Annotated in this window: 23 protein-coding genes; 3 read left to right on the forward strand and 20 right to left on the reverse strand. The window is 39.0% G+C overall.

From position 1 onward, the window contains the following. Positions 1-239 precede the first annotated feature (239 nt). The 11 genes from P3R27_RS06845 to fabT form a co-directional block, all read right to left on the reverse strand. Positions 240-1,025 (reverse strand): acetyl-CoA carboxylase carboxyl transferase subunit alpha, encoded by a 786-nt coding sequence (locus P3R27_RS06845; protein ID WP_034688429.1) that lies wholly within the window; start codon positions 1,023-1,025, stop codon positions 240-242. Next, complete coding sequence (accD, locus tag P3R27_RS06850; protein ID WP_034688431.1) at positions 1,018-1,887, reverse strand: acetyl-CoA carboxylase, carboxyltransferase subunit beta; 870 nt, start codon at positions 1,885-1,887, stop codon at positions 1,018-1,020. The genes P3R27_RS06845 and accD overlap by 8 nt, the downstream gene beginning before the upstream one ends. Position 1,888: 1 nt before the next feature. Further along, a complete protein-coding gene (locus P3R27_RS06855; protein ID WP_034688432.1) occupies positions 1,889-3,268 on the reverse strand; it encodes an acetyl-CoA carboxylase biotin carboxylase subunit in 1,380 nt (459 codons plus the stop codon). Between the two features lie 7 nt (positions 3,269-3,275). Beyond that, positions 3,276-3,695 carry a 3-hydroxyacyl-ACP dehydratase FabZ gene (gene fabZ / locus P3R27_RS06860; protein WP_010735872.1) on the reverse strand — a complete coding sequence of 140 codons (420 nt, stop codon included), beginning with the start codon at positions 3,693-3,695 and terminating at the stop codon, positions 3,276-3,278. A 19-nt stretch (positions 3,696-3,714) separates the two neighbouring features. Beyond that, complete coding sequence (gene accB, locus P3R27_RS06865; RefSeq protein WP_301356783.1) at positions 3,715-4,194, reverse strand: acetyl-CoA carboxylase biotin carboxyl carrier protein; 480 nt, start codon at positions 4,192-4,194, stop codon at positions 3,715-3,717. A 2-nt stretch (positions 4,195-4,196) separates the two neighbouring features. Beyond that, positions 4,197-5,432 carry a beta-ketoacyl-ACP synthase II gene (fabF, locus tag P3R27_RS06870; protein ID WP_034688437.1) on the reverse strand — a complete coding sequence of 412 codons (1,236 nt, stop codon included), beginning with the start codon at positions 5,430-5,432 and terminating at the stop codon, positions 4,197-4,199. 12 nt (positions 5,433-5,444) lie between these two features. After that, positions 5,445-6,182: a 3-oxoacyl-[acyl-carrier-protein] reductase gene (gene fabG / locus P3R27_RS06875; RefSeq protein ID WP_034688439.1), complete on the reverse strand. Its 738-nt coding sequence runs from the start codon at positions 6,180-6,182 to the stop codon at positions 5,445-5,447. 10 nt (positions 6,183-6,192) lie between these two features. Then, the gene (gene fabD / locus P3R27_RS06880; protein WP_034688542.1) at positions 6,193-7,113 is read right to left on the reverse strand and encodes an ACP S-malonyltransferase; all 921 of its coding nucleotides are present in this window, start codon (positions 7,111-7,113) and stop codon (positions 6,193-6,195) included. Between the two features lie 110 nt (positions 7,114-7,223). After that, complete coding sequence (locus P3R27_RS06885; RefSeq protein ID WP_034688440.1) at positions 7,224-7,448, reverse strand: acyl carrier protein; 225 nt, start codon at positions 7,446-7,448, stop codon at positions 7,224-7,226. Positions 7,449-7,502: 54 nt separating this feature from the next. Then, positions 7,503-8,465 carry a beta-ketoacyl-ACP synthase III gene (locus tag P3R27_RS06890; protein ID WP_034688441.1) on the reverse strand — a complete coding sequence of 321 codons (963 nt, stop codon included), beginning with the start codon at positions 8,463-8,465 and terminating at the stop codon, positions 7,503-7,505. Between the two features lie 9 nt (positions 8,466-8,474). Continuing rightward, positions 8,475-8,915: a fatty acid biosynthesis transcriptional regulator FabT gene (gene fabT / locus P3R27_RS06895; RefSeq protein ID WP_010735879.1), complete on the reverse strand. Its 441-nt coding sequence runs from the start codon at positions 8,913-8,915 to the stop codon at positions 8,475-8,477. 310 nt (positions 8,916-9,225) lie between these two features. On the opposite strand from fabT, the gene P3R27_RS06900 reads away from it, so the two are divergent. Continuing rightward, the gene (locus P3R27_RS06900) at positions 9,226-10,182 is read left to right on the forward strand and encodes a GIY-YIG nuclease family protein (protein WP_034688442.1); all 957 of its coding nucleotides are present in this window, start codon (positions 9,226-9,228) and stop codon (positions 10,180-10,182) included. 30 nt (positions 10,183-10,212) lie between these two features. On the opposite strand, the gene P3R27_RS06905 is transcribed toward P3R27_RS06900, so the two are convergent. The 6 genes from P3R27_RS06905 to P3R27_RS06930 form a co-directional block, all read right to left on the reverse strand. Continuing rightward, entirely contained in the window at positions 10,213-10,443 is a 231-nt protein-coding gene (locus tag P3R27_RS06905) for a YkuJ family protein (protein WP_010735881.1), read from the reverse strand. A gap of 85 nt (positions 10,444-10,528) precedes the next feature. Then, positions 10,529-11,416 carry an NAD(P)-dependent oxidoreductase gene (locus tag P3R27_RS06910; RefSeq protein WP_034688443.1) on the reverse strand — a complete coding sequence of 296 codons (888 nt, stop codon included), beginning with the start codon at positions 11,414-11,416 and terminating at the stop codon, positions 10,529-10,531. A gap of 87 nt (positions 11,417-11,503) precedes the next feature. Further along, positions 11,504-12,727, reverse strand: a complete 1,224-nt coding sequence (locus P3R27_RS06915) for a glycosyltransferase family 4 protein (RefSeq protein WP_034688444.1) — start codon at positions 12,725-12,727, stop codon at positions 11,504-11,506. A gap of 23 nt (positions 12,728-12,750) precedes the next feature. Then, positions 12,751-13,791 (reverse strand): LTA glycolipid anchor biosynthesis glycosyltransferase, IagA/BgsA family, encoded by a 1,041-nt coding sequence (locus P3R27_RS06920; RefSeq protein WP_034688445.1) that lies wholly within the window; start codon positions 13,789-13,791, stop codon positions 12,751-12,753. 164 nt (positions 13,792-13,955) lie between these two features. Further along, positions 13,956-15,683 (reverse strand): phosphoenolpyruvate--protein phosphotransferase, encoded by a 1,728-nt coding sequence (gene ptsP / locus P3R27_RS06925; RefSeq protein WP_034688446.1) that lies wholly within the window; start codon positions 15,681-15,683, stop codon positions 13,956-13,958. Then, entirely contained in the window at positions 15,683-15,949 is a 267-nt protein-coding gene (locus P3R27_RS06930) for a phosphocarrier protein HPr (RefSeq protein ID WP_002287602.1), read from the reverse strand. Before P3R27_RS06930 ends, ptsP begins: the two co-directional genes overlap by 1 nt. A 543-nt stretch (positions 15,950-16,492) precedes the next feature. Here P3R27_RS06930 and P3R27_RS06935 point away from each other — a divergent pair. Together P3R27_RS06935 and P3R27_RS06940 are read left to right on the forward strand one after the other, a co-directional pair. Then, positions 16,493-18,730, forward strand: coding sequence for an ATP-dependent Clp protease ATP-binding subunit (locus tag P3R27_RS06935; RefSeq protein ID WP_126134011.1), 2,238 nt, complete (start codon positions 16,493-16,495; stop codon positions 18,728-18,730). A 193-nt stretch (positions 18,731-18,923) separates the two neighbouring features. Next, positions 18,924-19,244 (forward strand): DUF1827 family protein, encoded by a 321-nt coding sequence (locus tag P3R27_RS06940; protein WP_034688448.1) that lies wholly within the window; start codon positions 18,924-18,926, stop codon positions 19,242-19,244. A gap of 13 nt (positions 19,245-19,257) precedes the next feature. Here the strand turns inward: P3R27_RS06940 and P3R27_RS06945 are convergent, their stop codons facing one another. The 3 genes from P3R27_RS06945 to P3R27_RS06955 form a co-directional block, all read right to left on the reverse strand. Beyond that, positions 19,258-19,485 (reverse strand): flagellar motor switch protein, encoded by a 228-nt coding sequence (locus tag P3R27_RS06945; RefSeq protein WP_235186316.1) that lies wholly within the window; start codon positions 19,483-19,485, stop codon positions 19,258-19,260. Between the two features lie 244 nt (positions 19,486-19,729). Beyond that, positions 19,730-21,310 (reverse strand): peptide chain release factor 3, encoded by a 1,581-nt coding sequence (locus P3R27_RS06950; RefSeq protein WP_034688449.1) that lies wholly within the window; start codon positions 21,308-21,310, stop codon positions 19,730-19,732. A 245-nt stretch (positions 21,311-21,555) separates the two neighbouring features. Next, positions 21,556-22,932, reverse strand: a complete 1,377-nt coding sequence (locus tag P3R27_RS06955) for a hemolysin family protein (protein ID WP_301357263.1) — start codon at positions 22,930-22,932, stop codon at positions 21,556-21,558. Positions 22,933-23,013 lie beyond the last annotated feature (81 nt).

Raw genomic sequence — 23,013 nt, forward strand, 5'->3', positions numbered from 1 at the left:
TCAACTCTTTTTGAACAAAGATATCATATAAATTAAAAATAACAAAATTATGTTTTAGAATACTATTTTTACATGAATTCTGTATCGACAATAATCAATACTTTTCATGATTTATTGACACACAAGCAACCATCATCTATTAGCCATTGACCTATTTGTTCATACACAAAAAAACTATAGAGGAATCCCTCTACAGTTTTTCATTTACATAAGCGACGTCTGTATATGACGCAATACCTTTAATATTTACGAAAACGTTGGTAGCGTTGTTCAATTAATTCTTCGGTTGGTTTCAGACAGAGTTCGTTCAGTTTTTCGATCAATGCTTTTTGCATCATACGCGCAACTTTTCCCTTGCCTAAAGGCTCTCCATTGAATGTTTCGGGGATCACTCGATCGATGACGTCTAACTCTAATAATTCACCAGCAGCGACTTTCATCAATTCAGCGGCTTCGGCTGCCCGACTGCCGTCTTTCCAAAGAATCGAAGCAAAGCCTTCTGGTGATAAAACAGCATAGATCGTTTGTTCTAACATCCAGACTTCATCAGCCAATGCCAAGGCTAATGCCCCGCCACTACCGCCTTCACCAATAATGATACTGATGATTGGTACCTTTAAATCCGACATTTCTAATAGATTACGGGCAATCGCTTCCCCTTCGCCACGTTCTTCTGCACCAATTCCACAATAAGCACCTGCAGTGTTGATCAACGTAATGACCGGACGGTTGAATTTTTCTGCTTGTTTCATTAAACGCAGTGCTTTACGATAACCTTCCGGATGAGGAGAACCAAAATTCCGGCGAATATTTTCTTGTAAGTCACGACCTTTTTGGATACCAATGACGGTCACAGGTTTTCCTGCTAGTTTTGCCACACCTCCGACAATCGCTTCATCGTCACCAAATAAGCGATCACCATGAAATTCTTGGAAGCCTTCAAAAATCGTTTCAAAAAAATCAAGACTTGTCCAACGATCTTTTGCTCGCGCCAGTTGGACGATATCATGAGCAGTTTTATTCATGGTTGATCCATCCTTTCTGCGTATGCAATTCTAGTAATTGATGGATCGTATCCTTGAGTTCTTTTCGTGGAACGATTTGATCCACAAAGCCATGTTCCAGTAAAAATTCTGCTTTTTGGAAATCTTCTGGTAGCTCTTGTTTGATTGTTTGTTCAATCACTCGGCGGCCGGCAAAGCCAATCAAACTTTGCGGTTCAGCTAAGATGATATCCCCTTCCATCGCAAAGCTGGCGGTAACACCACCGGTCGTCGGATCTGTCAAGACAGTCAAATAAAATAGTTGTTTATTGCTATGACGTTTGACCGCTGCGGAGATTTTGGCCATTTGCATGAGAGAGAAAATTCCTTCTTGCATCCGGGCGCCCCCTGAAGCAGTGAACAATACAACGGGTAATTTTTTACTCGCCGCACGTTCAAACAAGCGAGTGATCTTTTCCCCTACGATCGTCCCCATACTTCCCATAATAAAATTAGGGTCCATGACACCGATAGCAAAAGGAATGCCTTTAATAGTCGCTTGACCTGTCAGAACTGCTTCATGTAAGCCAGTCTTTTCTTGCATCTTGCTAATCTTTTCTTGATACTCAGGAAAATCAAGGGGATCTTTTGTGACAAGATCCGTATCCCATTCCTCTAAACTTTTCTCATCAATGATCAACGCTAATCGCTGCCATGCGCCGATCCTAAAGTTATAACTACAGTGTGGACATACTTTTTCTTCCCCGATATCTTTTGTGTAGATGATATGTTTACAATTTGGGCATTTCGCCCACATATTGTCAGGGACCGATGGTGCATTCGTTGGCTTGATTTCTCGATTAGGATTGATTCGAATGTATTTTTTCTTTTTGAATAAAGCCATCTTATTCGTCTCCTATCTCCGTCTCGGGAATCCAGTTTGGTAAAAACTCTTCTTGTAAGAATGCGGTACTGTAATCACCAGCAATCACTGCAGGGTGACTGATCAGATCCATTTGGAATTCAGCATTCGTGATCACGCCATCTGTCACGATCTCGCTCAATGCCCGTTGCATTTTCATCAACGCATCGAAACGTGTATCGCCATGTACGATGACCTTAGCAATCATTGAATCATAATAAGGTGGAATCGTGTAACCTGAATAAACCGCACTATCGACTCTTAATCCCATACCACCAGCTGGTAGCAACAAATTCTTGATTTTACCTGGTGAAGGAGCGAAATGAAATGCTGGATTTTCTGCGTTGATCCGGCATTCGATCGCATGACCTTGGAAAATGATATCTTCTTGTTGGATCTCTAGTGGTCGTCCGGCCGCAACCTCGATTTGTTTTTTGACAAGATCGATATTTGTGACCATTTCTGTTACTGGATGCTCGACTTGGATGCGGGTGTTCATTTCCATAAAATAAAAATCACCGGATTCATCCATTAAAAATTCGATCGTTCCTGCATTTTCATAGTTCACTGCCTTTGCTGCTCTGACAGCTGCTGCACCCAAGTGATTTCGTTTTTCCTCAGAGATCACAACAGATGGTGATTCTTCTAAGACTTTTTGATTATTTCTTTGTAAGGAACAATCACGTTCACCTAGATGCAGAACATGACCAAATTGATCACCTAATATTTGCACTTCAATATGTCTTGCAGGATAAATGATTTTTTCCAAATACATATCATCGTTACCAAAAGCAGCTGCTGCCTCTTGTTGGGCGGATGAAAAATGTTGTGGTAATTCTTCTTTTGACAAGACTTTGCGGATTCCTTTACCGCCACCACCAGCGGCGGCTTTGAGCATCACTGGATAGCCAATTTTTTCTGCCACTTCCAGTGCTTCTTCAACAGTCGATAGCACACCATCACTACCTGGGATCACAGGAACATCTGCTTGTTGCATCAACTGACGTGCGTTGATTTTATTCCCCATATCATCGATCGTTCTACTTTTAGGACCAATAAAGACGATATTACATTCTTCACACATCGAAGCAAATCGACTGTTCTCAGATAAGAATCCAAATCCAGGATGGATTGCTTCTGCTTTTGTAACGATGGCTGCACTTAGAACTGCTTGTACATTCAAATAGGAATCTGTTGCTCTTGCAGGACCGATGCAGACGGCTTCGTCTGCTAATTGTGTGTGTAATGCCTCCGCATCCGCTTCAGAATAGACCGCAACGGTTTGGATTCCAAGCTCACGGCAGGCACGAATGATCCGTACGGCTATTTCGCCGCGATTTGCTATCAAGACTTTTGAAAACATAACTCACCTATCCAATCATAAAGGTTAATTCAGCTTCAGCAACTTTTTTGCCGTCCACTTTTGCAATTCCTTTGCCTATTCCTGCAGAAGACTTGATTTTAGTAATTTCCACTTCTAATATCAACGTATCTCCAGGAGTCACTTTTTTACGAAACTTCGCTTTATCTAATCCGCCAAAGTAAGCAGTTTTTCCTTTGAACTGTTCCAATGATAATAGAGCTACTGCTCCTGCTTGGGCCATCGCTTCTACGATCAATACCCCCGGCATCACAGGTTCTTCTGGAAAATGTCCTTGGAAAAAAGGTTCATTGATCGTCACATTTTTTTTAGCAACGATCCGTTCGCCTTCGACGATTTCTTCCACTCGATCAATCAGCAACAGCGGATAGCGATGAGGGATGATTTCTTTGATTTCTTGTATATTCATAGGTCTGGTTCTCCTTGGCTTAATTTGGTTGGATGATAAAGAGTGGTTGTCCGTATTCTACGACTTCTTCATTGTCGATCAAGATCGCAACGATCTCACCATCGACATCACTAGTTACTTCGTTCATCAATTTCATTGCTTCAATGATACAGATCACTTCACCCTTAGCGACTTTGTCTCCTACTTTCTTGAATGCTGGCTTGTCAGGAGATGGTTGTAGATAGACGATTCCAACGATTGGTGATTTCACTTCAGTCCCATCAATTGTCGGCGCAACTGCTTCTGGTTGTACAGAGTGGCTTTCTTCTTTTGGTAAAGTCGGTACAACTTGTTGAGGTTGTAGTTCAGAAGCACTCGTTGTTGGTACTGTTTGTCCCATTCCCCGACTCATTTCATTTTTATTCATATATAATTCAAATTGTCCGTCTTTCAAGTCAAATTCTGTTAAAGTTGACTGATCAAATTGACTGACTAATTCTTTGATTTCATTGATCTTCAACATTATTCCTCCCAGCGTTTCATACATAGTACAGCATTATGTCCACCAAATCCTAGTGAATTACTCATGGCATAAGACAGTTCAGCTGGTTTACTTTCATTGATCACAACGTTCAGATCGATTTCAGGATCTTGTTTTTCAACATTGATGTTCGGTGGAATAAACTGATGCTCTAACGCCATCAAAGTGGCAAGCGCCTCAATCCCACCTGCAGCACCTAATAAATGTCCAGTCATTGATTTCGTACTGCTGACATAGGTTTCTTTGAAAGAGTCTCCTAATGCGATTTGGATCGCTTTAGCTTCTGCTTGATCGTTTGCAGGTGTACTTGTTCCATGTGCGTTGATATAGCCCACTTCTTTTGCATCGATACCCGCTTCTTCCATCGCCAATTTCATTGCTTTTGACGCCCCAGAACCATCTGGTGTTGGTGCTGTCATATGGTAAGCATCACAATTTGAGCCGTAACCCACAACTTCACCAAAGATTTTTGCGCCACGAGCTTGTGCATGTTCCAGTGATTCAAGAACTAATACTCCTGCCCCTTCACCCATGACAAAACCATTACGGTCTTCATCAAATGGCATCGATCCACGTTCAGGATCTGTCGATGTTGACAAAGCAGTCAATGCCGCAAATCCAGCGATCCCCATTTCACAGATTGTTGCTTCTGTTCCACCTGCAAGGATGATATCGGAATAACCATGTTTGATGTTGCGGAATGCTTCACCAATCGCATTCGTTCCACTGGCACAAGCGGTCACGATCGACGTACAAATCCCTTTCGCCCCTACACGCAACGCAATATTACCAGCTGCCATATTGGCGATCGACATTGGAACAAACATTGGTGATACACGATTGGCTCCTTTGTCGTGCATGCGGATGACTTGGCTTTCGATCGTTGGTAACCCACCAATCCCAGAGCCAACGATAACGCCAAAACGATCTTGATTGATCGTTTCTTTTTCGATCCCACTCATCGTCAAGGCTTCCATTGCAGCATAAATGCCATAGATCGAAAACATATCCATACGTTTGCTATCTTTTTTTACAAAGTATTTATCAAAAGGAAAGTCTTTTACTTCACCTGCTAATGTGATTCCCGTGTCTGTTGCATCAAATTTTGTGATCGGTGCAATGCCATTTGTCCCTGCCTTTAAACTAGCTAAAAAACTATCTGCATCATTACCTATCGGTGAAGTGACTCCATAACCTGTAATTACTACTCGATTCATAAATTTTCCTCCCTATCCGTGCATGACCAATCCGCCGTCAACATTGATGACTTGACCTGTGATATACGAACTTTTCGCTAAAAACAATGCGGCTTCCGCAATATCTTCCACTTGGCCGAAACGTTGCATTGGAATTTGTTTTTCTGCTTGTTCTCTTACTTTTTCGGATAATACATCTGTCATATCTGTAGTGACAAACCCCGGAGCAATCACATTACATGTGATTCCTCGTGTGGCAACTTCTCTTGCAACAGATTTAGTAAAACCGACAACCCCTGCTTTACTTGCCGCATAATTGGCTTGACCCAAGTTACCGATCAATCCTGAAACACTTGAAAGATTGATGATTGCGCCTTCTCTTTTTTTCATCATTTTCTTTAACACATGCTGTGTCATATTGAACGTTCCTGTTAGATTGATATCCAAACATTTTTTGAAATCATCTGCATCCATACGTAAGACAAGTTTATCATTCGTAACTCCCGCATTATTGACCAAAATATCGACAGAACCGAGCTGCTGTTCTGCTTCTTTGATCATCTCTCCTGCTTTATCATAATCGGAGATATCACCTGAGATCCCTATGCATTCAACCCCATACGCTTTGATCGCATTGATTTTTTCGGCTGGGATCTCTCCACGACCATTTAAGAAGATGTTTGCGCCTGCTTTGGCAAAGGCTAAAGCGATTGCTTCACCAATTCCTCGCGTACTACCTGTAATAAATACATTTTTTCCAGTTACGTCCATAACTTGCCTCCTATGACAATCGATTGATTGTTTCTTCAAATGTTTGTTGATTCTCCACACGTGCGACGGCGATCGACTTGTCGATTTTTTTCATAAAGCCACTTAATACTTTACCGGGTCCGACTTCGACCACTTGATCGATCCCTAAATCTTTAAGTTTTTCGATACTTTCGTAAAAACGAACGGGTTTCATCACTTGTTTTTCAAGTAAACCTGGGATTCTTTCTTTCGTCATGAGTTCTGTCGTGGTATTGCTGATCACAGGTATTTCAGGCTCTGAAAAAACGATGTTGCTTAGTTCTTCCGCTAATTGTCTAGCAGCAGGTTCTAAGATTGCTGTATGGAAAGGGCCACTTACATTGAGTGGGATCATTCTTTTGATCCCTTGTTCTTGTAACAGTGCCACCGCTTGATCCACTGCTTTTTCTTCGCCTCCGATGACGATTTGCTGAGGTGTATTGTAATTTGCAGGGGAAACGATCCCCGCTTCTTCTGCCTGCTTACAACAGCTCTCGATGACATCTACCGGTGCATTCATCACAGCTACCATTTTCCCACTACCGTTAGGTGCAGCGTCTGTCATAAACGTGCCTCTTTTTTCGACCAATGCTACCGCTTCTCTAAAGGAGAGCGCACCACTGGCCACTAAAGCAGAATACTCACCTAAACTAAGCCCTAAAACGGCTTGAGGAGTGATTCCATGTTCTTTCAGCAAACGATAGAACGCAATGCTGACAGTTAAAATAGCTGGCTGCGTATAGATCGTTTGATCCAAACGTTCATTTGTTGAAAAACAAAGCTCCGCCATATCATAGCCCAAGATCTGACTAGCTTCATCAAAAGTCTGTTTCACGATGGGTTCATGGTAGAGGTCTTGACCCATTCCTTGATATTGTGCACCTTGTCCGCTAAATAAAAATGCTGTTTTCATCATAGTCTCCAATTTATATTCAGGATAGATAGCTTTTTGTTTCATTTAAAAAAAGGCTAAGACATTCCTTTTTTCGGAAAATGTCCCAGCCCCCAACCTAATCTTGATGATTATGCAGTTTGTTTTTCAACATAAGTGACTAAATCTTGAACTGTTTTGATGCCGTCTTCTGTTTCGATTTTTACATCAAATTCATCTTCGATCTCGTTGATGATTTGGAATAAATCCAAGCTATCAGCTTCAAGGTCTTCTTGGATGTTTGTCGTTAATTTGATTTCTTCTGCGTCTTTCCCTAATTCTTCCGCAATGATTTCTTGAATTTTTTCGAATACCATATGATAATTCCTCCGATATTGTTTCTTTATTTTATATTTTTTATTTTTATCAGTTTATAGTTCCATGAGGATACTTCCCCATGTCAATCCTCCACCATAACCTGTAAATACCACTTTTTGTTTTTGACCTAAGGTGATTTTTCCGCTTTCTATCGCTTCATCTAAAAGAATCGGGATGCTTGCTGCGGAAGTATTGCCATATTTATCCATGTTCGTTAGAAATTGCTCCTGGGGAATTTTTACCTTGCGAGCAATCTTTTCAATGATTCGTAAGTTTGCTTGATGCAAAAGCAGATAATCAACAGGTGTGTCTTGAATGAGTTCCTTGATGTTCAGCGCGACATCTCTTACAGCAAAGTCAAAAATATCCCGTCCAACCATTTTTAAATAGTAAGAACCTTCTGAATCTTTCGTGTATAAAGGCGATTGATTTGGTTGATAGCCAGAAGTAAGAGATTGCGCACGCGAACCATCTGCCGCTAGCGATTCTCTCAATAATTTTTGATCTGAGCCAGCTTCTAACAAAATCCCACCAGCACCATCACCAAACAAGACAGCGGTTGAACGATCCGTCCAATCGATCAGTTTAGATAATGTTTCGCCACCAATTACTAAACCTTTCATTGATCCACAGCGAATCAGTTTTTCTGCAACACTCAAAGCATAAACAAATCCTGAACACGCAGCGCTGATATCAAAGGCGATTGCTTTGGTTGCGCCGATCCTTCCTTGAACTAAAGTTGCTACAGAAGGCGATGTATAATCAGGCGACATCGTAGCAACGATAATAAAATCGAGTTCCTTTGGATCGAGTGTTTTTTTCTTTAGTAATTTTTCGGCAACGAGGTAACACAAATCGGAAGTCTCCTGCTCGGTCACACAATGTCTCTCTTTGATTCCTGTACGAGATGAAATCCATTCATCCGAAGTATCCATCATTTTTGAGAGATCATCGTTTGTGATGATTTTTTCCGGTAAGACACTTGCCGTTGCTGTGATCGTTCCAAATTGTTCCATTAAACTTCCTCACTTGTAATCTCGCAAGAAATCATGCAAGTTTTTCAATGCAGACAGCAAAGCTTGTTGTTCGTCGGTAGCCATACCATCCATAATGTTTTTGACCATTTCACGATGGAAATGCTGATGCACGCGGTAAAGTAACTTACCTTTTTTGGTCAACCCCAGCTTCACCACTCGTCGGTCGTCTTCACTACGGATACGCTCAACATAGCCTTTCCTAACTAACTTGTTGATAGCAGTGGTCAAGGTCCCAACAGTAATCGACAGTTCTTTGGCTACTTCTGAAGTTGTCTTTTTCTTGTACATACCGATTGCCTCGATCGTATGCATCTCTGTAATCGACAGATCTTTGAATTGTGACTTTTTTAATTCGGATTCTTCGATCGTCAAAATATCATTGAAGACACTAACGAGATAATCATTTACTGTATTAAAATCAGGTTCCATGTTCCACCATCCACTAAAATTAGTTTGATTATCAAATCTTTTGATGTTCAAACTATATCTTAACTTTTTTCAAAATGCAACCTTTTAACTAGATTTTTTTGCATTATTAATTTTTTTTAATTTTAAATTTATGGGAAAATGCTTTAATATCAACCTTTTAACCTCTAAAAATTAAAATAAAAGAATAAAAAAATATTTTGATTATCAAAGTATCTCTATAAATTATTTATAAAATATAATCCCTTTTATTGTTCATTTTTTTAAATCTGTTATAATCTTTTTTAGTTCAAATTCAATTAGGGGAGCGCTTATGCACTTAAAAGAGAAAGTAAAAAACCTGCCTTTATTACCTGGTGTTTACTTGATGAAAAATAGCGATGGAAAAATTATTTATGTGGGTAAAGCTAAAAATTTAAAAAATCGCGTAAGTACGTATTTTCATCAAAATAAACAACACTCGAAAAAAGTCTTGCGCTTAGTTCGTTCGATTGCGGATTTTGAGATCATTGTCGTTGATACTGAACTAGATGCCTTATTATTAGAGTGTCAATTGATCCAACACTATCGCCCTATCTACAATCGTCGGATGAATTATTTTGACAACTATAACTATTTACATATTCAATCCGATGGTCTTTTTCTCACGAATATTCCTACCGCAAGAACTTATGGCCCTTTTCGTCTTTATAAAAAAATGCCTAGTATCCTTCGAATCATCGAAGAGAACTATCAAATGCCTTGGCTTTCTGAAATCAGTCATTTGGCGTTACAAGTTCAACTTCCTGAAATGAAGGTATTGAGCTTTGACCAAAAAAAGAAAGAGATCCAAGGTCTATTGCAAGGAAGAAACAAGAAATTGTTAGGCTATTTAAAAAAACGACAATTACATTTTATTAATCAGCTTAATTTTGAGAAGGCGGCTATTCTACAGCGAGATATCGAATTGATCACGTACTTTACTGGACGGATACAAGAACAAAAAAAATTTTTACGTACACCGAGAATCACATTGAGCATGCCGTTAGCTAGCGATGAGACCAAGATCAAACATTTCTTGATTTCCTACGGTCAAGTGGCTGATACAACGATCACAGAACCTGGAAAAACGCCTCATTTCTATTATGAGAAAGACAATAGGTTATCACTCAAGCGACAACTGTCTCAAGAAGAAATCGATCCTGTTCAAATCTTGATCAGCTACCAACGTAAACTGGCAAAAGACGAACAGGAATCAAAAAAAGAGTCTGGAATCCAACGCATTGGTTGAATCCCAGGCTCTTTTAGCTAGCTCGAAATCTTATTGAATCAAATCATAGATCTCCATCGCAACGATATCGATATTGTCGAATTCGTATTGTTGATGTGTGTCTGTTTCAGTTAGTTCAAATGTTTCTGTCGCTTTATCATAAGTTACGGTGCATTTTTCTACGCCCTCTTTTTCAAAGCGACGAACTTGCAGCTCATTGTCTGCTGATTCGACCATAGCCTCCAGTCGTTTAATGATTGCGACTAATTGTGAATGTGCCATCGGAGGTCCTCCTTTTCTTAGTTCTGTTATATTGTATCAAAAGCATCGTCGACTTGCATTGATTTTCTCCAAAAAAACTAGTTTTTTAGGATTTTTTTTTCGGCTGTCTGCCATCTGCCCACCAAAGCTTGATCAATGCTTGTGTTCCATCGTTCTCAAAACCCTTTTCTGCTAACTTTTCATACAGGTTTCGGGCTTCTTTGGTCGCTGGTAAGTCCAACCCTACTTTTTCTGCTTCGGCTAAAGCAATCTTCAAATCTTTGATAAAATGTTTGACAAAAAAACCTGGTGTATAGTTCTCTTGTAATATACGAGGTGCATAATTACTTAATGACCAGTTTGCCGCACTGCCGCCTGAAAGCGTGGCAATCACTTTTTCTAAGTCTAAGTCAGCTTTCTGTGCATAAACAAGCATCTCTGTCATGCCAGTCATTGTTCCGGCAATCATGATTTGGTTTGCCATTTTTGTATGTTGTCCTTTTCCAGCTGAACCATGTAACGTAAATGTTGTTCCAAACTCGCGAAATAGTGGTAATACTTGCTCGTAGACATTCTCTTTTCCACCCACCATGATCGTTAAGGTGCCATTTTTTGCTCCTAGATCGCCCCCTGAGACAGGGGCATCTAAGGCATCCGCTCCAAGCTCTTGTGCGCTTGCTGCAATTTTTTCAGCAAGTGTTGGCGTACTTGTCGTTAAATCTATGACTGTTTTTCCAATTATACCTGCTTTGAAAATGCCTTTCTCACCATAATAGATTTCTTCCACATCTTGAGGATAGCCGACCATTGTAAAGATAACTTGGCTCATCTCAGCTACTTCTTGTGGACTATCTGCCCATACTGCCCCTTCTTCCATAAGTGGCGCAGCTTTTGCTTTCGTACGATTATAAACAGTCAGTTCGTGGCCTGCTTTTTGTAAATGACGAACAATCGCGCTTCCCATAACTCCTGTACCGATAAAACCAATTTTCATCTTTTGCCCTCCTAAACGATAAAATCCTTGTTTCTATGCTAGTATACGCTAGAAACAAGGATTTTTTTAGGATTATTCACTGTTTTTTTATCTTTTGAAAGAATTTAATTTAATTTTAATCCGTTCGATGGATGCTTCTTCTTCTTTTTTACGCATCTCTTCTTTGTAATACACAAGCATATCTTCATAAAATTCGATCATTGATTGACCAAAATGAGTAGCAGAGATTTCGTAAAGTTTCTTTTCAAACACTTCTGGATTTTTTTCAACTTTGCTTTCGATATAATCAATAAGTGCAGATGCAAAGTCTTCATCTCGTTCAAATGTTCGACCAAGGGAAGCATGATCAAATAAACGATTCAAATAATCATTTCCTTCAACTACACATGGTGTACCAGCCGCCATTGCTTCTGTATACGTCAATCCTTGTGTTTCTGATGTCGAAGCACACACAAAATAATCAGCCGCACGATAATAGAACGCGACGTCATTGTTATCGACTTCCCCAGTAAATTGAACCGCATCAGCTAAATCCAGTGACGTGATCAGTTCTTTTAGTTGCTCAACATAAGGTCCGTTTCCGACTATGACTAGTCGTGCATCTGGATAGTGTTTGATGACTTCCGGAAACCCTTGGATCAACGCTTGGATATTTTTTTCGTAAGAGATCCGACTTAAAGATAAAATCATCAAGCCGTTTTCTTTTACTCCTAATGAGGTCCGTAATTCGTTGATTTGTTCTTGTGTGATTTCTGGACGTTTGAATTTTTCGATATCGATCCCTGTTGGTATCACTCGTAATGGCGCTGTCACCCCATAGCTTCGCAGTGTTTCGATCACACGCTCACTTGGGCAAACCACACCTGTCGTATGGTTCACAAATAGACGAGATAAGTATTTGACATGGGATTGTCGAATCACTTTCCCTTTTGCAATATAATGAAGGTAATCTTCATACATCGTGTGATACGTATGGATCGATGGGATCTTTAATTTTTTTGCGACCATCTTGCCAAGAACACCCGCTCCAAACTCAGTGTGAGTATGGATAAGATCTAATTCTAATTCTTTTGCCACTAAATAGGCGTACCACATTCCTCGTACCACTACTCGACGTTCTTTGAATGATACAAAAGGAACACTGGGCATACGAATTACATCTTTTTCTAACTTGTCTGCATTGGGATCTGTTGTCGTAAATATATAAACGTCATGTCCCATTTTTTCGAGTTCTTCTTTTAATGTCTTGATAGATGTAGCTACACCACTTACCTGTGGAAAATAGGTATCGGTAAAAAAGCCGATTTTCATCTTTTTTCGCCTCCAAACAACCTTTATTTTGATTCTTGCATTTGTTCATCTGAAGAATCGGATGCCTTTAGCACTTGTTGATAAACGGATTGAAGTTGTTCACCAATTCTTTTGATACTTCGTTCTTCAGCCGTTTGATAGCCAGATTCAACTAAACTAGGTACTTCATGTTGAATGATTTTTTGAATGAGTTTTGAAAACTCTTCATTGTTTCTCCCCATATAACAATTTTTTTGATCTTCAAGCCAATCATCATAGACTGGAATATCACGTACTAACACATTTTGTTTACTTGCTAAAGCTTCCAGTACGACAATACCTTCCGTTTCTTCATAAGAAGGGAAAAAGAACAGATCCGCTCCTGAGTATGCTCCTTCGATGATCTCTCCTCGAATATAACCTGGAAAAATGACATTATCGGGATGATCTTCTTTCACGATTTTTCGGATATTACTTGGGATCGAATACATCGGCACATGACCAAACCAGATGAATGTATATTCCGGTAATTGTTTGGCTATTTCAACAAAATCAATGATTCCTTTTCTTGCAAAAAACAGTCCTACACAAATAATCACTTTTTGATCAGGTGAAAGTTTGAAATACTCCCTGAATTTTTGTTCTTTGACAGGGTCTGGTTGGTACTTTTCCAAATCGATCCCATTGGAAATCGATTGAATTGGTAAATCGATGCCATAACTTTGTAATAATTTTTTTGAATATGGGGTTGGTGTAATCAAGTAATCTGCCTTTTCATACAATCCGACTAAATATTTTTTTACAAATGGTGCTAATTGATTCGAACCGATAAAGGAATTTCGAAAATCTTCCTCCGTTGAATGCGCATGATAAATAATTTTTTTACCGTTTTTACGCGCTTTGTTGACCATGTTATGACTATTGATACCATATGTATTGATGTGCAAAATATCATAGTCTTCCTTACTATCTAAAGTATAGGAGATCCCTACATCTTTAAGCGCACGCTTTTGATGATCAAGTGCACGACCAATGCCGGACTTAGAAAGTATCTTCTCACTTTCAAAATATAATAATACCTTCATCTACGTTCCCCCTCACTCTTATATTATAACACAGCGTGAAAGCTGTCACTCAACCTTAAGTCCGATTTTTTCCCAACAAACTTGTAAGTTTGGACAGAATTTTATTTATTATTGCAAGAAGACAAAAAAACAGGCACAGCAAAATACTGTGCCTGTTCCAAAAATCAAGCTAGATATTCATTCACAAGTTCTACGACTTCTTCCATTGTGTCGCACTCGTTTAGGGCACGATCCGCTAGTTCAGCCATTTTGCTTGTATCTAAACGTTTCATCAAGCTACGTGTTTTTAAGATCGATGTTGCACTCATTGAGAACTCATCTAATCCCATACCTACTAGTAAAGGAACAGCCATTTGATCGCCGGCCATTTCTCCACACATACCAGCCCATTTACCTTCAGCATGTGCTGCATCAATGACGTTTTTGATCAAACGTAGAATTGATGGGTTGTATGGTTGGTACAAGTAAGAAACACGTTCGTTCATACGGTCAGCTGCCATTGTGTATTGGATCAAGTCGTTTGTTCCTACTGAGAAGAAGTCTACTTCTTTAGCAAATTTGTCCGCAATAACGGCTGCAGCTGGAATCTCGATCATAATCCCTACTTGGATCGAATCAGAGACTTCAATGCCTTCATTTACTAATTTTTGTTTTTCTTCTTCAAAGATTGCTTTTGCACTACGGAATTCTTTTAGTGTAGCAACCATTGGGAACATGATACGCAAGTTTCCATGTACAGAGGCACGTAATAACGCACGCATTTGCGTACGGAACATATCGTCACCTTGTTCTGATAAGCTGATACGTAATGCACGGTATCCTAAGAAAGGATTCATTTCATGCGGCAATTGCAAGTATGGTAATTCTTTATCTCCACCGATATCCATTGTACGAACAACGACAGGTTTTCCTTCCATTCCTTCCAATACTGCTTTATAAGCAACATATTGATCTTCTTCAGTAGGAAAATCTGGTGAATCCATATAAAGGAATTCTGTACGATAAAGTCCAACTGCTTCACCACCATTGTTGTGTACACCGACTAAATCTTTAGGTGTACCAATGTTGGCTGCTAATTCAAAGTGTTTGCCATCGGCAGTCACTGTCTCAGCATGTTTCAGTTTTTCCCATTCTGCTTTTTGTGCAGCATAATCTGCGCCGATTTTTTCAAATTCGGCTTTTTGTTCTGCTGTTGGCTCAATGACTACATCGCCTTCGATCCCATTAACAGCTAACATTACGCCTTCTTTGACCTTCGCAGTGATTTCTTTTGTTCCAACGATTGCTGGAATTTCAAGAGAACGAGCCATGATTGCAGAATGCGATGTACGTCCACCGATATCTGTTACAAAAGCTTTTACGAAGTTACGATCTAATTGAGCAGTGTCACTTGGCGTCAAATCATGCGCTACGACAACAACTTCTTCATTGATCATTGAAGGGTTTGGTAGAGTCACACCTAGAAGATGTGCTAAAATACGTTTTGCAACGTCACGAATATCTGCTGCACGTTCTTGCATGTAAGCATTATCTTCCATTGCTTCGAACATCCCGATATACATATCCGTTACTTCTTTAAGAGCTGATTCAGCATTTACACTGTTATCTTTGATGTTTTGTTTGATTTGACCTATCATTTCAGGATCTGAAAGAACCATTAAATGTGCGTCAAATACTTGCGCTTCTGCTTCACCTAAGCTTTGCGCTGCTTTTTCACGAATTTGTTGTAATTCTTCAGTTGATTTTGCTAAAGCATCATCTAAGCGAGCTTCTTCAGCTGAAGTATCCTCAACTGTCGTCTTACTGAATGATAAATCCGGTTGAACTAGCAGGTAAGCTTTTGCAACGGCTACTCCGTCACTAGCGGCGATCCCTTTTAGCATTTCAACCATTATTCAGATAAGCCTTCTTTCTTCATTGTTTCAACGATAGCTGCCATAGCATCAGCTTCGTCAGCACCTTCAGCAGTGATAGTAACGTCAGAACCTTGACCTACACCTAAAGACATAACGCCCATGATAGATTTTAAGTTTACTGATTTACCTTTATACTCTAAGTTTACATCAGAGTTAAATTTGCTTGCTGTTTGTACTAATAGAGTAGCTGGACGTGCGTGGATCCCAGTTTCTGCTACTACGTGAAATTCTTTCTTTTCCATATTAATCGGTCTCCTTTAAGTGAGTGTTGTTTTTATGTGAGGGTTTTCTTTTTTAGCAATCCATGATAGAACTAATCAGATGAACCCTTTCATCTGTAAAGATTACCATTTTTTTTCCTTAGATACAACAGTTTTCATTTAAATTGAGAGAAAATCCAATAAAGTATTCTGTAGAAGTGTTTCATGCATAGTGACGATTATTCCTGTTTTAATAAATTGCATGTTTTTTTATATCTCATGAATCGTTTGACCAATCATTGTTTGTCGAGTAATTGAACGATTCTTGAAATTTCAGCTAGATCCCCTACAAATTCGTCGACAACTTAAGGTTCTTACCCAAATGGTTTGTCACATTGTATGAACAAAAGAACCAATTGCTTGCGTCAATTCAAAAAATTAGTATAATAAAATTAAATGGTCAGTAATGGTCAACGAGGTATGACTTTTATAAGGTTTGTTGATCGAGTGTTATTCTTTTACCCAAAGATAGGCGCGATGTAAAATAGACTTAATGACTAATGTTTGAAAGGACGTGAATGTTTTATGCTTTGTCAAAACTGTGGAAAAAATGAAGCAACGATTCACTTGTATGCGACTGTCAATGGCCAACGTACACAACTTGACTATTGTCAGAGCTGTTACCAAAAAATCAAAAATCAGCAAAATGGAGGTCTAACAAGTATGGCCCAAAATGATCCATTTGGCTTTGGGAGTCTGGACGATCTGTTTCGTTCGATGTCTCGTCAAATGCAACAACAAGGAAATTATGAACAAACACCCCCTACTCAGTTTGGTGGGAACAACAACTTCAATGGTGGACAACCACCACAAGGACCCGCTTCAGATGGTCTTTTAGGCGAATACGGTATCAATATTACAGAAGAAGCACGCCAAGGTGAAATCGATCCAGTCATCGGCCGAGATGATGAAATCAAGCGCGTAATCGAAATCTTGAATCGTCGCACAAAGAACAACCCTGTATTGATTGGAGAACCAGGTGTCGGTAAAACGGCTGTGGTTGAAGGACTCGCTCAAAAAATCGTTGATGGCGATGTTCCACAAAAATTACTAGATAAAGAAGTGATTCGCTTAGATGTTGTTTCACTTGTCCAAGGCACAGGAATCAGAGGCCAATTTGAAGAACGGATGCAAAAACTGATCGAAGAAATCAGACAAGCCGAAAATGTCATTTTATTTATAGATGAAGTTCATGAAATCGTTGGGGCTGGTTCAGCTGGCGATGGTAACATGGATGCCGGAAACATATTAAAACCTGCGTTAGCTCGTGGCGAATTACAAATGGTTGGGGCAACGACATTGAATGAATACCGGATCATTGAAAAAGATGCTGCGTTAGAACGCCGCATGCAACCTGTTCGTGTTGATGAACCTTCTGTAGATGAAACGATCAGTATTTTAAAAGGATTACAAAAGCGCTATGAAGACTATCATCATGTCAAATACACAGATGCTGCAGTCGAAGCTGCGGCTAGATTGTCCAATCGCTATATCCAAGATCGTTTTTTACCGGATAAAGCCATCGATTTACTGGATGAAACAGGATCTAAGAAAAACTTAACGATCCAAATCGTTGATCCAAAAATGATCGAAAAGAAATTGGAAGAAGCGGAAGAACAAAAGTTGTTGGCTTCTAAAGAAGAAGATTTCGAAAAAGCAGCTTATTATCGCGATCAAATCAATAAATTAAAAAAAATGCAAGAACGGCAACTCTCAGAAGAAGAAATCCCAGTAATCTCTGAAAAGGATATGGAAAAAATCGTTGAACAACGTACAGGCATCCCAGTTGGTGAACTGAAAGAAAAAGAACAAACTCAATTGAAAAACTTAGCGGACGACTTGAAAAAACATGTAATCGGGCAAGACGATGCGGTTGACCGGGTAGCCAAAGCCATTCGTCGTAATCGAGTTGGTCTAAGCAAGAAAAACCGTCCGATTGGTTCTTTCTTATTTGTTGGTCCTACTGGTGTTGGTAAAACAGAATTAGCGAAGCAACTAGCTTATGAATTGTTTGGATCTGAAGAATCGATGATCCGTTTTGATATGTCAGAATACATGGAAAAACACAGTGTCGCAAAATTGATTGGTTCCCCTCCAGGCTATGTCGGTTACGAAGAAGCTGGTCAATTGACTGAAAAAGTACGTAGAAACCCGTATAGTCTGGTTCTGCTTGATGAAGTAGAAAAAGCACATCCAGATGTCTTACACATGTTCCTACAGATCTTAGATGATGGACGTTTAACCGATGCGCAAGGTCGTACGGTCAGCTTCAAAGATACAATCATCATTATGACAAGTAATGCAGGAACTGGAAAAGTAGAAGCCAATGTTGGCTTTGGTGCTGCTCGCGAAGGTGTGACTCGTTCTGTCTTGAATCAATTGAACAACTACTTCACACCAGAATTCTTGAATCGTTTTGATGGAATCATCGAGTTCAGTGCTTTATCAAAAGAAAACTTGATGACGATCGTTACTCTCATGCTTGATGATGTCAATCAATTGTTGGCGGCTCAACAATTACATGTGGACGTTCCTACGAATGTCAAAGAAAAGCTGGTTGATCTTGGTTACGATCCATCAATGGGTGCCCGACCATTACGTCGGACGATTCAAGAACAAATCGAAGACGGCATTGCCGAATTCTATCTTGATCATCCAACGATCTCAGATCTTAAAGCAAAATTAGATAAAGACGGCAAAATCGTCATTACGTCTAAACCTGAACGTTTGGTCAAAGAAGCAAACAACGAACCGACAGAATAATTCCTTGTTAGTATGGTAGTAAAAATCGAGCGGAGAGTTTGTCACTCTCCGCTTTTGTTTTTATTTTTGGAAAAGAAGTAACGATTTTTTCTCATCCGTTCATTTTTAAGAAGACAAAATGCTGTTCATTTTACTAAAAAAAAATTATAATTAATGTAAGTTATTTCTTAAATACATAAGAGAGGTGAGCGCCATGAAACTAGTTAATGTAACAAACAGTCATTCACGATTAGTTTTAAATCAATTAGAAAATACAGATGCACATATGGTGAAGGTGTATACCGCAGGAAACACAACCGTTATTTATACAGAAGCTCCCGAGCACAATGAAATCGTCCTGATGAATGAAAATCGCAATATCCAACCAAAGGAAATTGAAGAAATCCAACATTACTTCTTAAAAAAAATCCATGACGCTGAGTACCATCCTGAAGACATCCAAGTGATCGAGTTACCGGGCTTAGTAGAAATCTCTATTCCAAAAAAAAATTTAAATGCACCAATTGCTATGTAGGTAAAAAAATAAATCATGAATCAAAAGGGTTTTGTCGAAGGTACTTGGCATTCCCTTTTTTCTTTTTCCTATTTCCAACTTCCCTCCCCTTTACAGGTCGATCCGTTTGGATGATCGAGCGTATTTCTGTGACGATTCGTTCATTTTTTTCCCAATTCTCAATATCCAACATTTGACATACTCGACGCATTTTTGCTCTTTTTCTTTCAATACGCTGTTTTTTTTCGATTTCTGTTTCCATTTGATCCCTACTTTCTTTGCTTATTTTATATATATGTACGCAAAAATATTCTAATCTGTTTTTTTATTTGATTTTAATTGATTTTTTCAAAATAAACAAAAAAACGTTAAGATCCAACAAAAACACACGACAATTCACTGAAAACAGGAATCGTCGTGTGTTCGTTTTAATTTATATGCTAAATGAATATTTTTAAGTTTTTATTTTAAAAGGGAACCACTGTACAGGCAATAGGAATCACTGATTACATCAAACTTTTTAATTTTACGTTTGGATATTTGTCCGCAAACCAACGCTCTGCAAACTGATTCTCAAATAAGAATAGCGGTTGATCGAAGCGATCTCTCGCTAAGATGTTACGACTAGAACTCATTTTTTCATCCAGATCTTCCGGCTCGATCCAACGGGCAATCTTGTTACCCATTGGCGACATGATCACTTCTGCATTGTATTCATTCAACATCCGATATTGGAAAACTTCAAATTGCAATTGTCCAACTGCTCCGATGATGTATTCTTCGGTCACATAGGTTTTATATAATTGAATGGCACCTTCTTGTACCAATTGATTGATTCCCTTGTGGAATGATTTTTGTTTCATCACATTTTTAGCCGTTACTTTCATGAAAAGCTCAGGGGTAAATGAAGGTAATTCTTCATAAGCTACTTTTAGTTTTCCTTCATATAATGTGTCACCGATTTGATAGTTTCCAGTGTCATACACACCAATGATATCTCCTGCCACAGCATTTTCAACGTTTTCTCTGGCATCTGCCATAAACTGCGTGACATTACTCAATTTCAATTTTTTGTTCGTCCGCTCTAATGAAACGTCTATTCCACGTTCAAATGTACCTGAACAGATTCGTACAAATGCAATACGATCTCGGTGAGCTGGATTCATATTGGCTTGGATCTTAAAGACAAACCCAGAAAACTCTTGTTCATACGGGCTGACTACTTGCTCTTCACGTGTTTTATGTCCATAAGGAGATGGCGCCAAATCAACGAATGTTTCTAAAAATGTCTGAACACCAAAATTAGTTAGAGCTGAACCGAAAAATACTGGCGTCTGCTCCCCACGTGCGATTTTTTCTTCATTAAAGGAATCCCCGGCTTCTTTTAACAGCTCTACTTCTTCTAATACTTGCTCGTACAATGAATTATTTCTGAGCGGATGATTCTCTGGCAAGTGGCCTTCTTCATCTAATTGAGCTAAGCGTTCATCTTGATAATTCTCAGGACGATAAAATTCTACTCGATTATGATGGATATCGTATAATCCTTCCAGTCCTTTCCCCATACCGATTGGCCAATTCATTGGACAAGATTCGATATCTAATAACTCTTCTAATTCTTCTAATAAATCAAGCGGTTCTCGACCATCTCGATCCAATTTATTGATGAAGGTGAAGATAGGAATTCCTCTTCTTTTGACTACTTGGAAAAGTTTTTTCGTTTGTGCTTCAATCCCTTTTGCGCTATCGATGACCATGACCGCACTATCTACCGCCATCAAGGTACGATACGTATCTTCTGAGAAATCTTCATGCCCAGGTGTGTCTAGAATATTGACTCTTTTACCATGATAATCAAATTGCATCACTGAACTGGTAACAGAAATTCCACGTTGTTTTTCGATTTCCATCCAGTCGGATTTTGCAAAATTACCTGTTTTCTTTCCTTTGACCGTTCCTGCTTGGCGAATCGCACCACCAAATAAAAGCAGTTGTTCGGTGATCGTTGTTTTCCCCGCATCCGGATGGGAAATGATCGCAAATGTGCGTCGATTGTCCACTTGCTGTTTTAATTCTGGATTGTTCATATATTTACTCCATTCTTCATTTGTCTATTGCTTCAATAAAAAGAAACCCTTCAACTATTCGATAGATCCTCTATCCTTTTCTTCAACTCAAATAGTATAGCATGGATCTTCTGATTGAAAAAGTAAGCGAAACAGTTTTACTTTTTCTTTTCATTTGATATCTCCAAAAAAAGAACAGATACATCACTTCAGAAAGCAAGTAATATATCCGCTCTTCATTTCGTTAAAAGATCATCGAAGGTGTCTTATCTTCGTGGTTCGTCGTCTTCAAAATCTTTTTTGAAATAGCGACGTTCTTCTTCAGGCTCAGCTTCTATCTCTTCTGGATCATGGAAGATCACACGAATTTTAAGTATTCTAGAACCTTCCATTTCTTCAGAAATCAAGGTAATGTTTTCAACATCGAATGAAAGTTTTTCTCCTTCATCGGGAATCATGCCCAAAGCTGTGATCAAGTAGCCAGCCATCGTATCCACATCACTCATATGGAGATTGCTTTCAAACGCCTCATTAAATTCATCGATCAGCATTCGACCTTGAATGATATATTCATAGTCACCGACTTGTTCGTAGAGATTTTCTACTTCATCTGATTCGTCATCGATTTCTCCAACGATTTCTTCAAGTAGATCTTCCAGTGTCACTAAACCTACGACTCCGCCATATTCATCTAATAGAATCGCCATTTGGTTTTGTGTTTTTTTCATTTCATATAATAGATCATCAATAAAAATCGTTTCTGGAACAAAAAGTGGTTCTTGCATGATTTTTTTGATCTCTAAATTTTCGAACCCAAATTTATGGGCACCTTTTAATAAATTTTTCGTATGAAGGATTCCAACAACTTTATCTTTGTCTTCATTATAAACAGGAATCCTTGAGTAATTCTCCGATAGTACTTCGTTGACATTTTCTTCAATGGAGTCATTAATGTCGATCATAAAAGCATCTGTTCGAGGAACCATTACTTCCCTTGCAACTTTTGTGTCTAAAGAAAAGACACCTTGAAGCATTTCCAACTCTTCGTTGTTCAATACCCCTTCGTTTTCAAGCATATACCGCATTTCGTCGCGGGTCATCTTTGAATCTTCATCGTCAAAAGTCATTGGTGTTATCCGTGCCAGCAAGCTGGTAGATGCAGATAACAGCCACACGAAAGGTTTCGCTACGACACCGATCATTCGGATCATACCTGAGGTAAAATTCGCTACCTCTTCTGATTTATTCAAAGCGATCCTTTTCGGGTATAATTCTCCAAAAACAATCGAAACATAGGTCAAAATAGCCAGTACGATAATATTTGCAATACTTCTTGCTGCGGCACCGCCACCTAATAGTGGGGCTAATCTTACGGATAAAGTATTAGCTAAAGATGCACCAGATAAAATATTGACCAAAGTGATTCCTACTTGGATAGTTGATAGGAAGTTATTTGGGTTCTGCAATATTTTTAAAAGCTTTTTAGATTTAACATCTCCTTCTTCCGCTTTTTGTTCGATCCGATTTTTATTGATCGATACAACTGCAATTTCGGAAGCTGCTAAAAAAGCATTGATCAATGTCAAAATGATCAATAATAAAATTTGCGCTAACAGCGACTGACTCTCAGGGTCAGCATTCATAATCGCATTCTCTCCTTATTCATTTAAATTTTTATTTTTTTAAAGAAAAAAACGTGGCTAAAGTTAGCCACGTTAAAATGG

It is taken from the genome of Enterococcus spodopteracolus (assembly GCF_030441955.1).
GTDB classification, from domain to species: Bacteria; Bacillota; Bacilli; order Lactobacillales; family Enterococcaceae; genus Enterococcus_B; species Enterococcus_B spodopteracolus.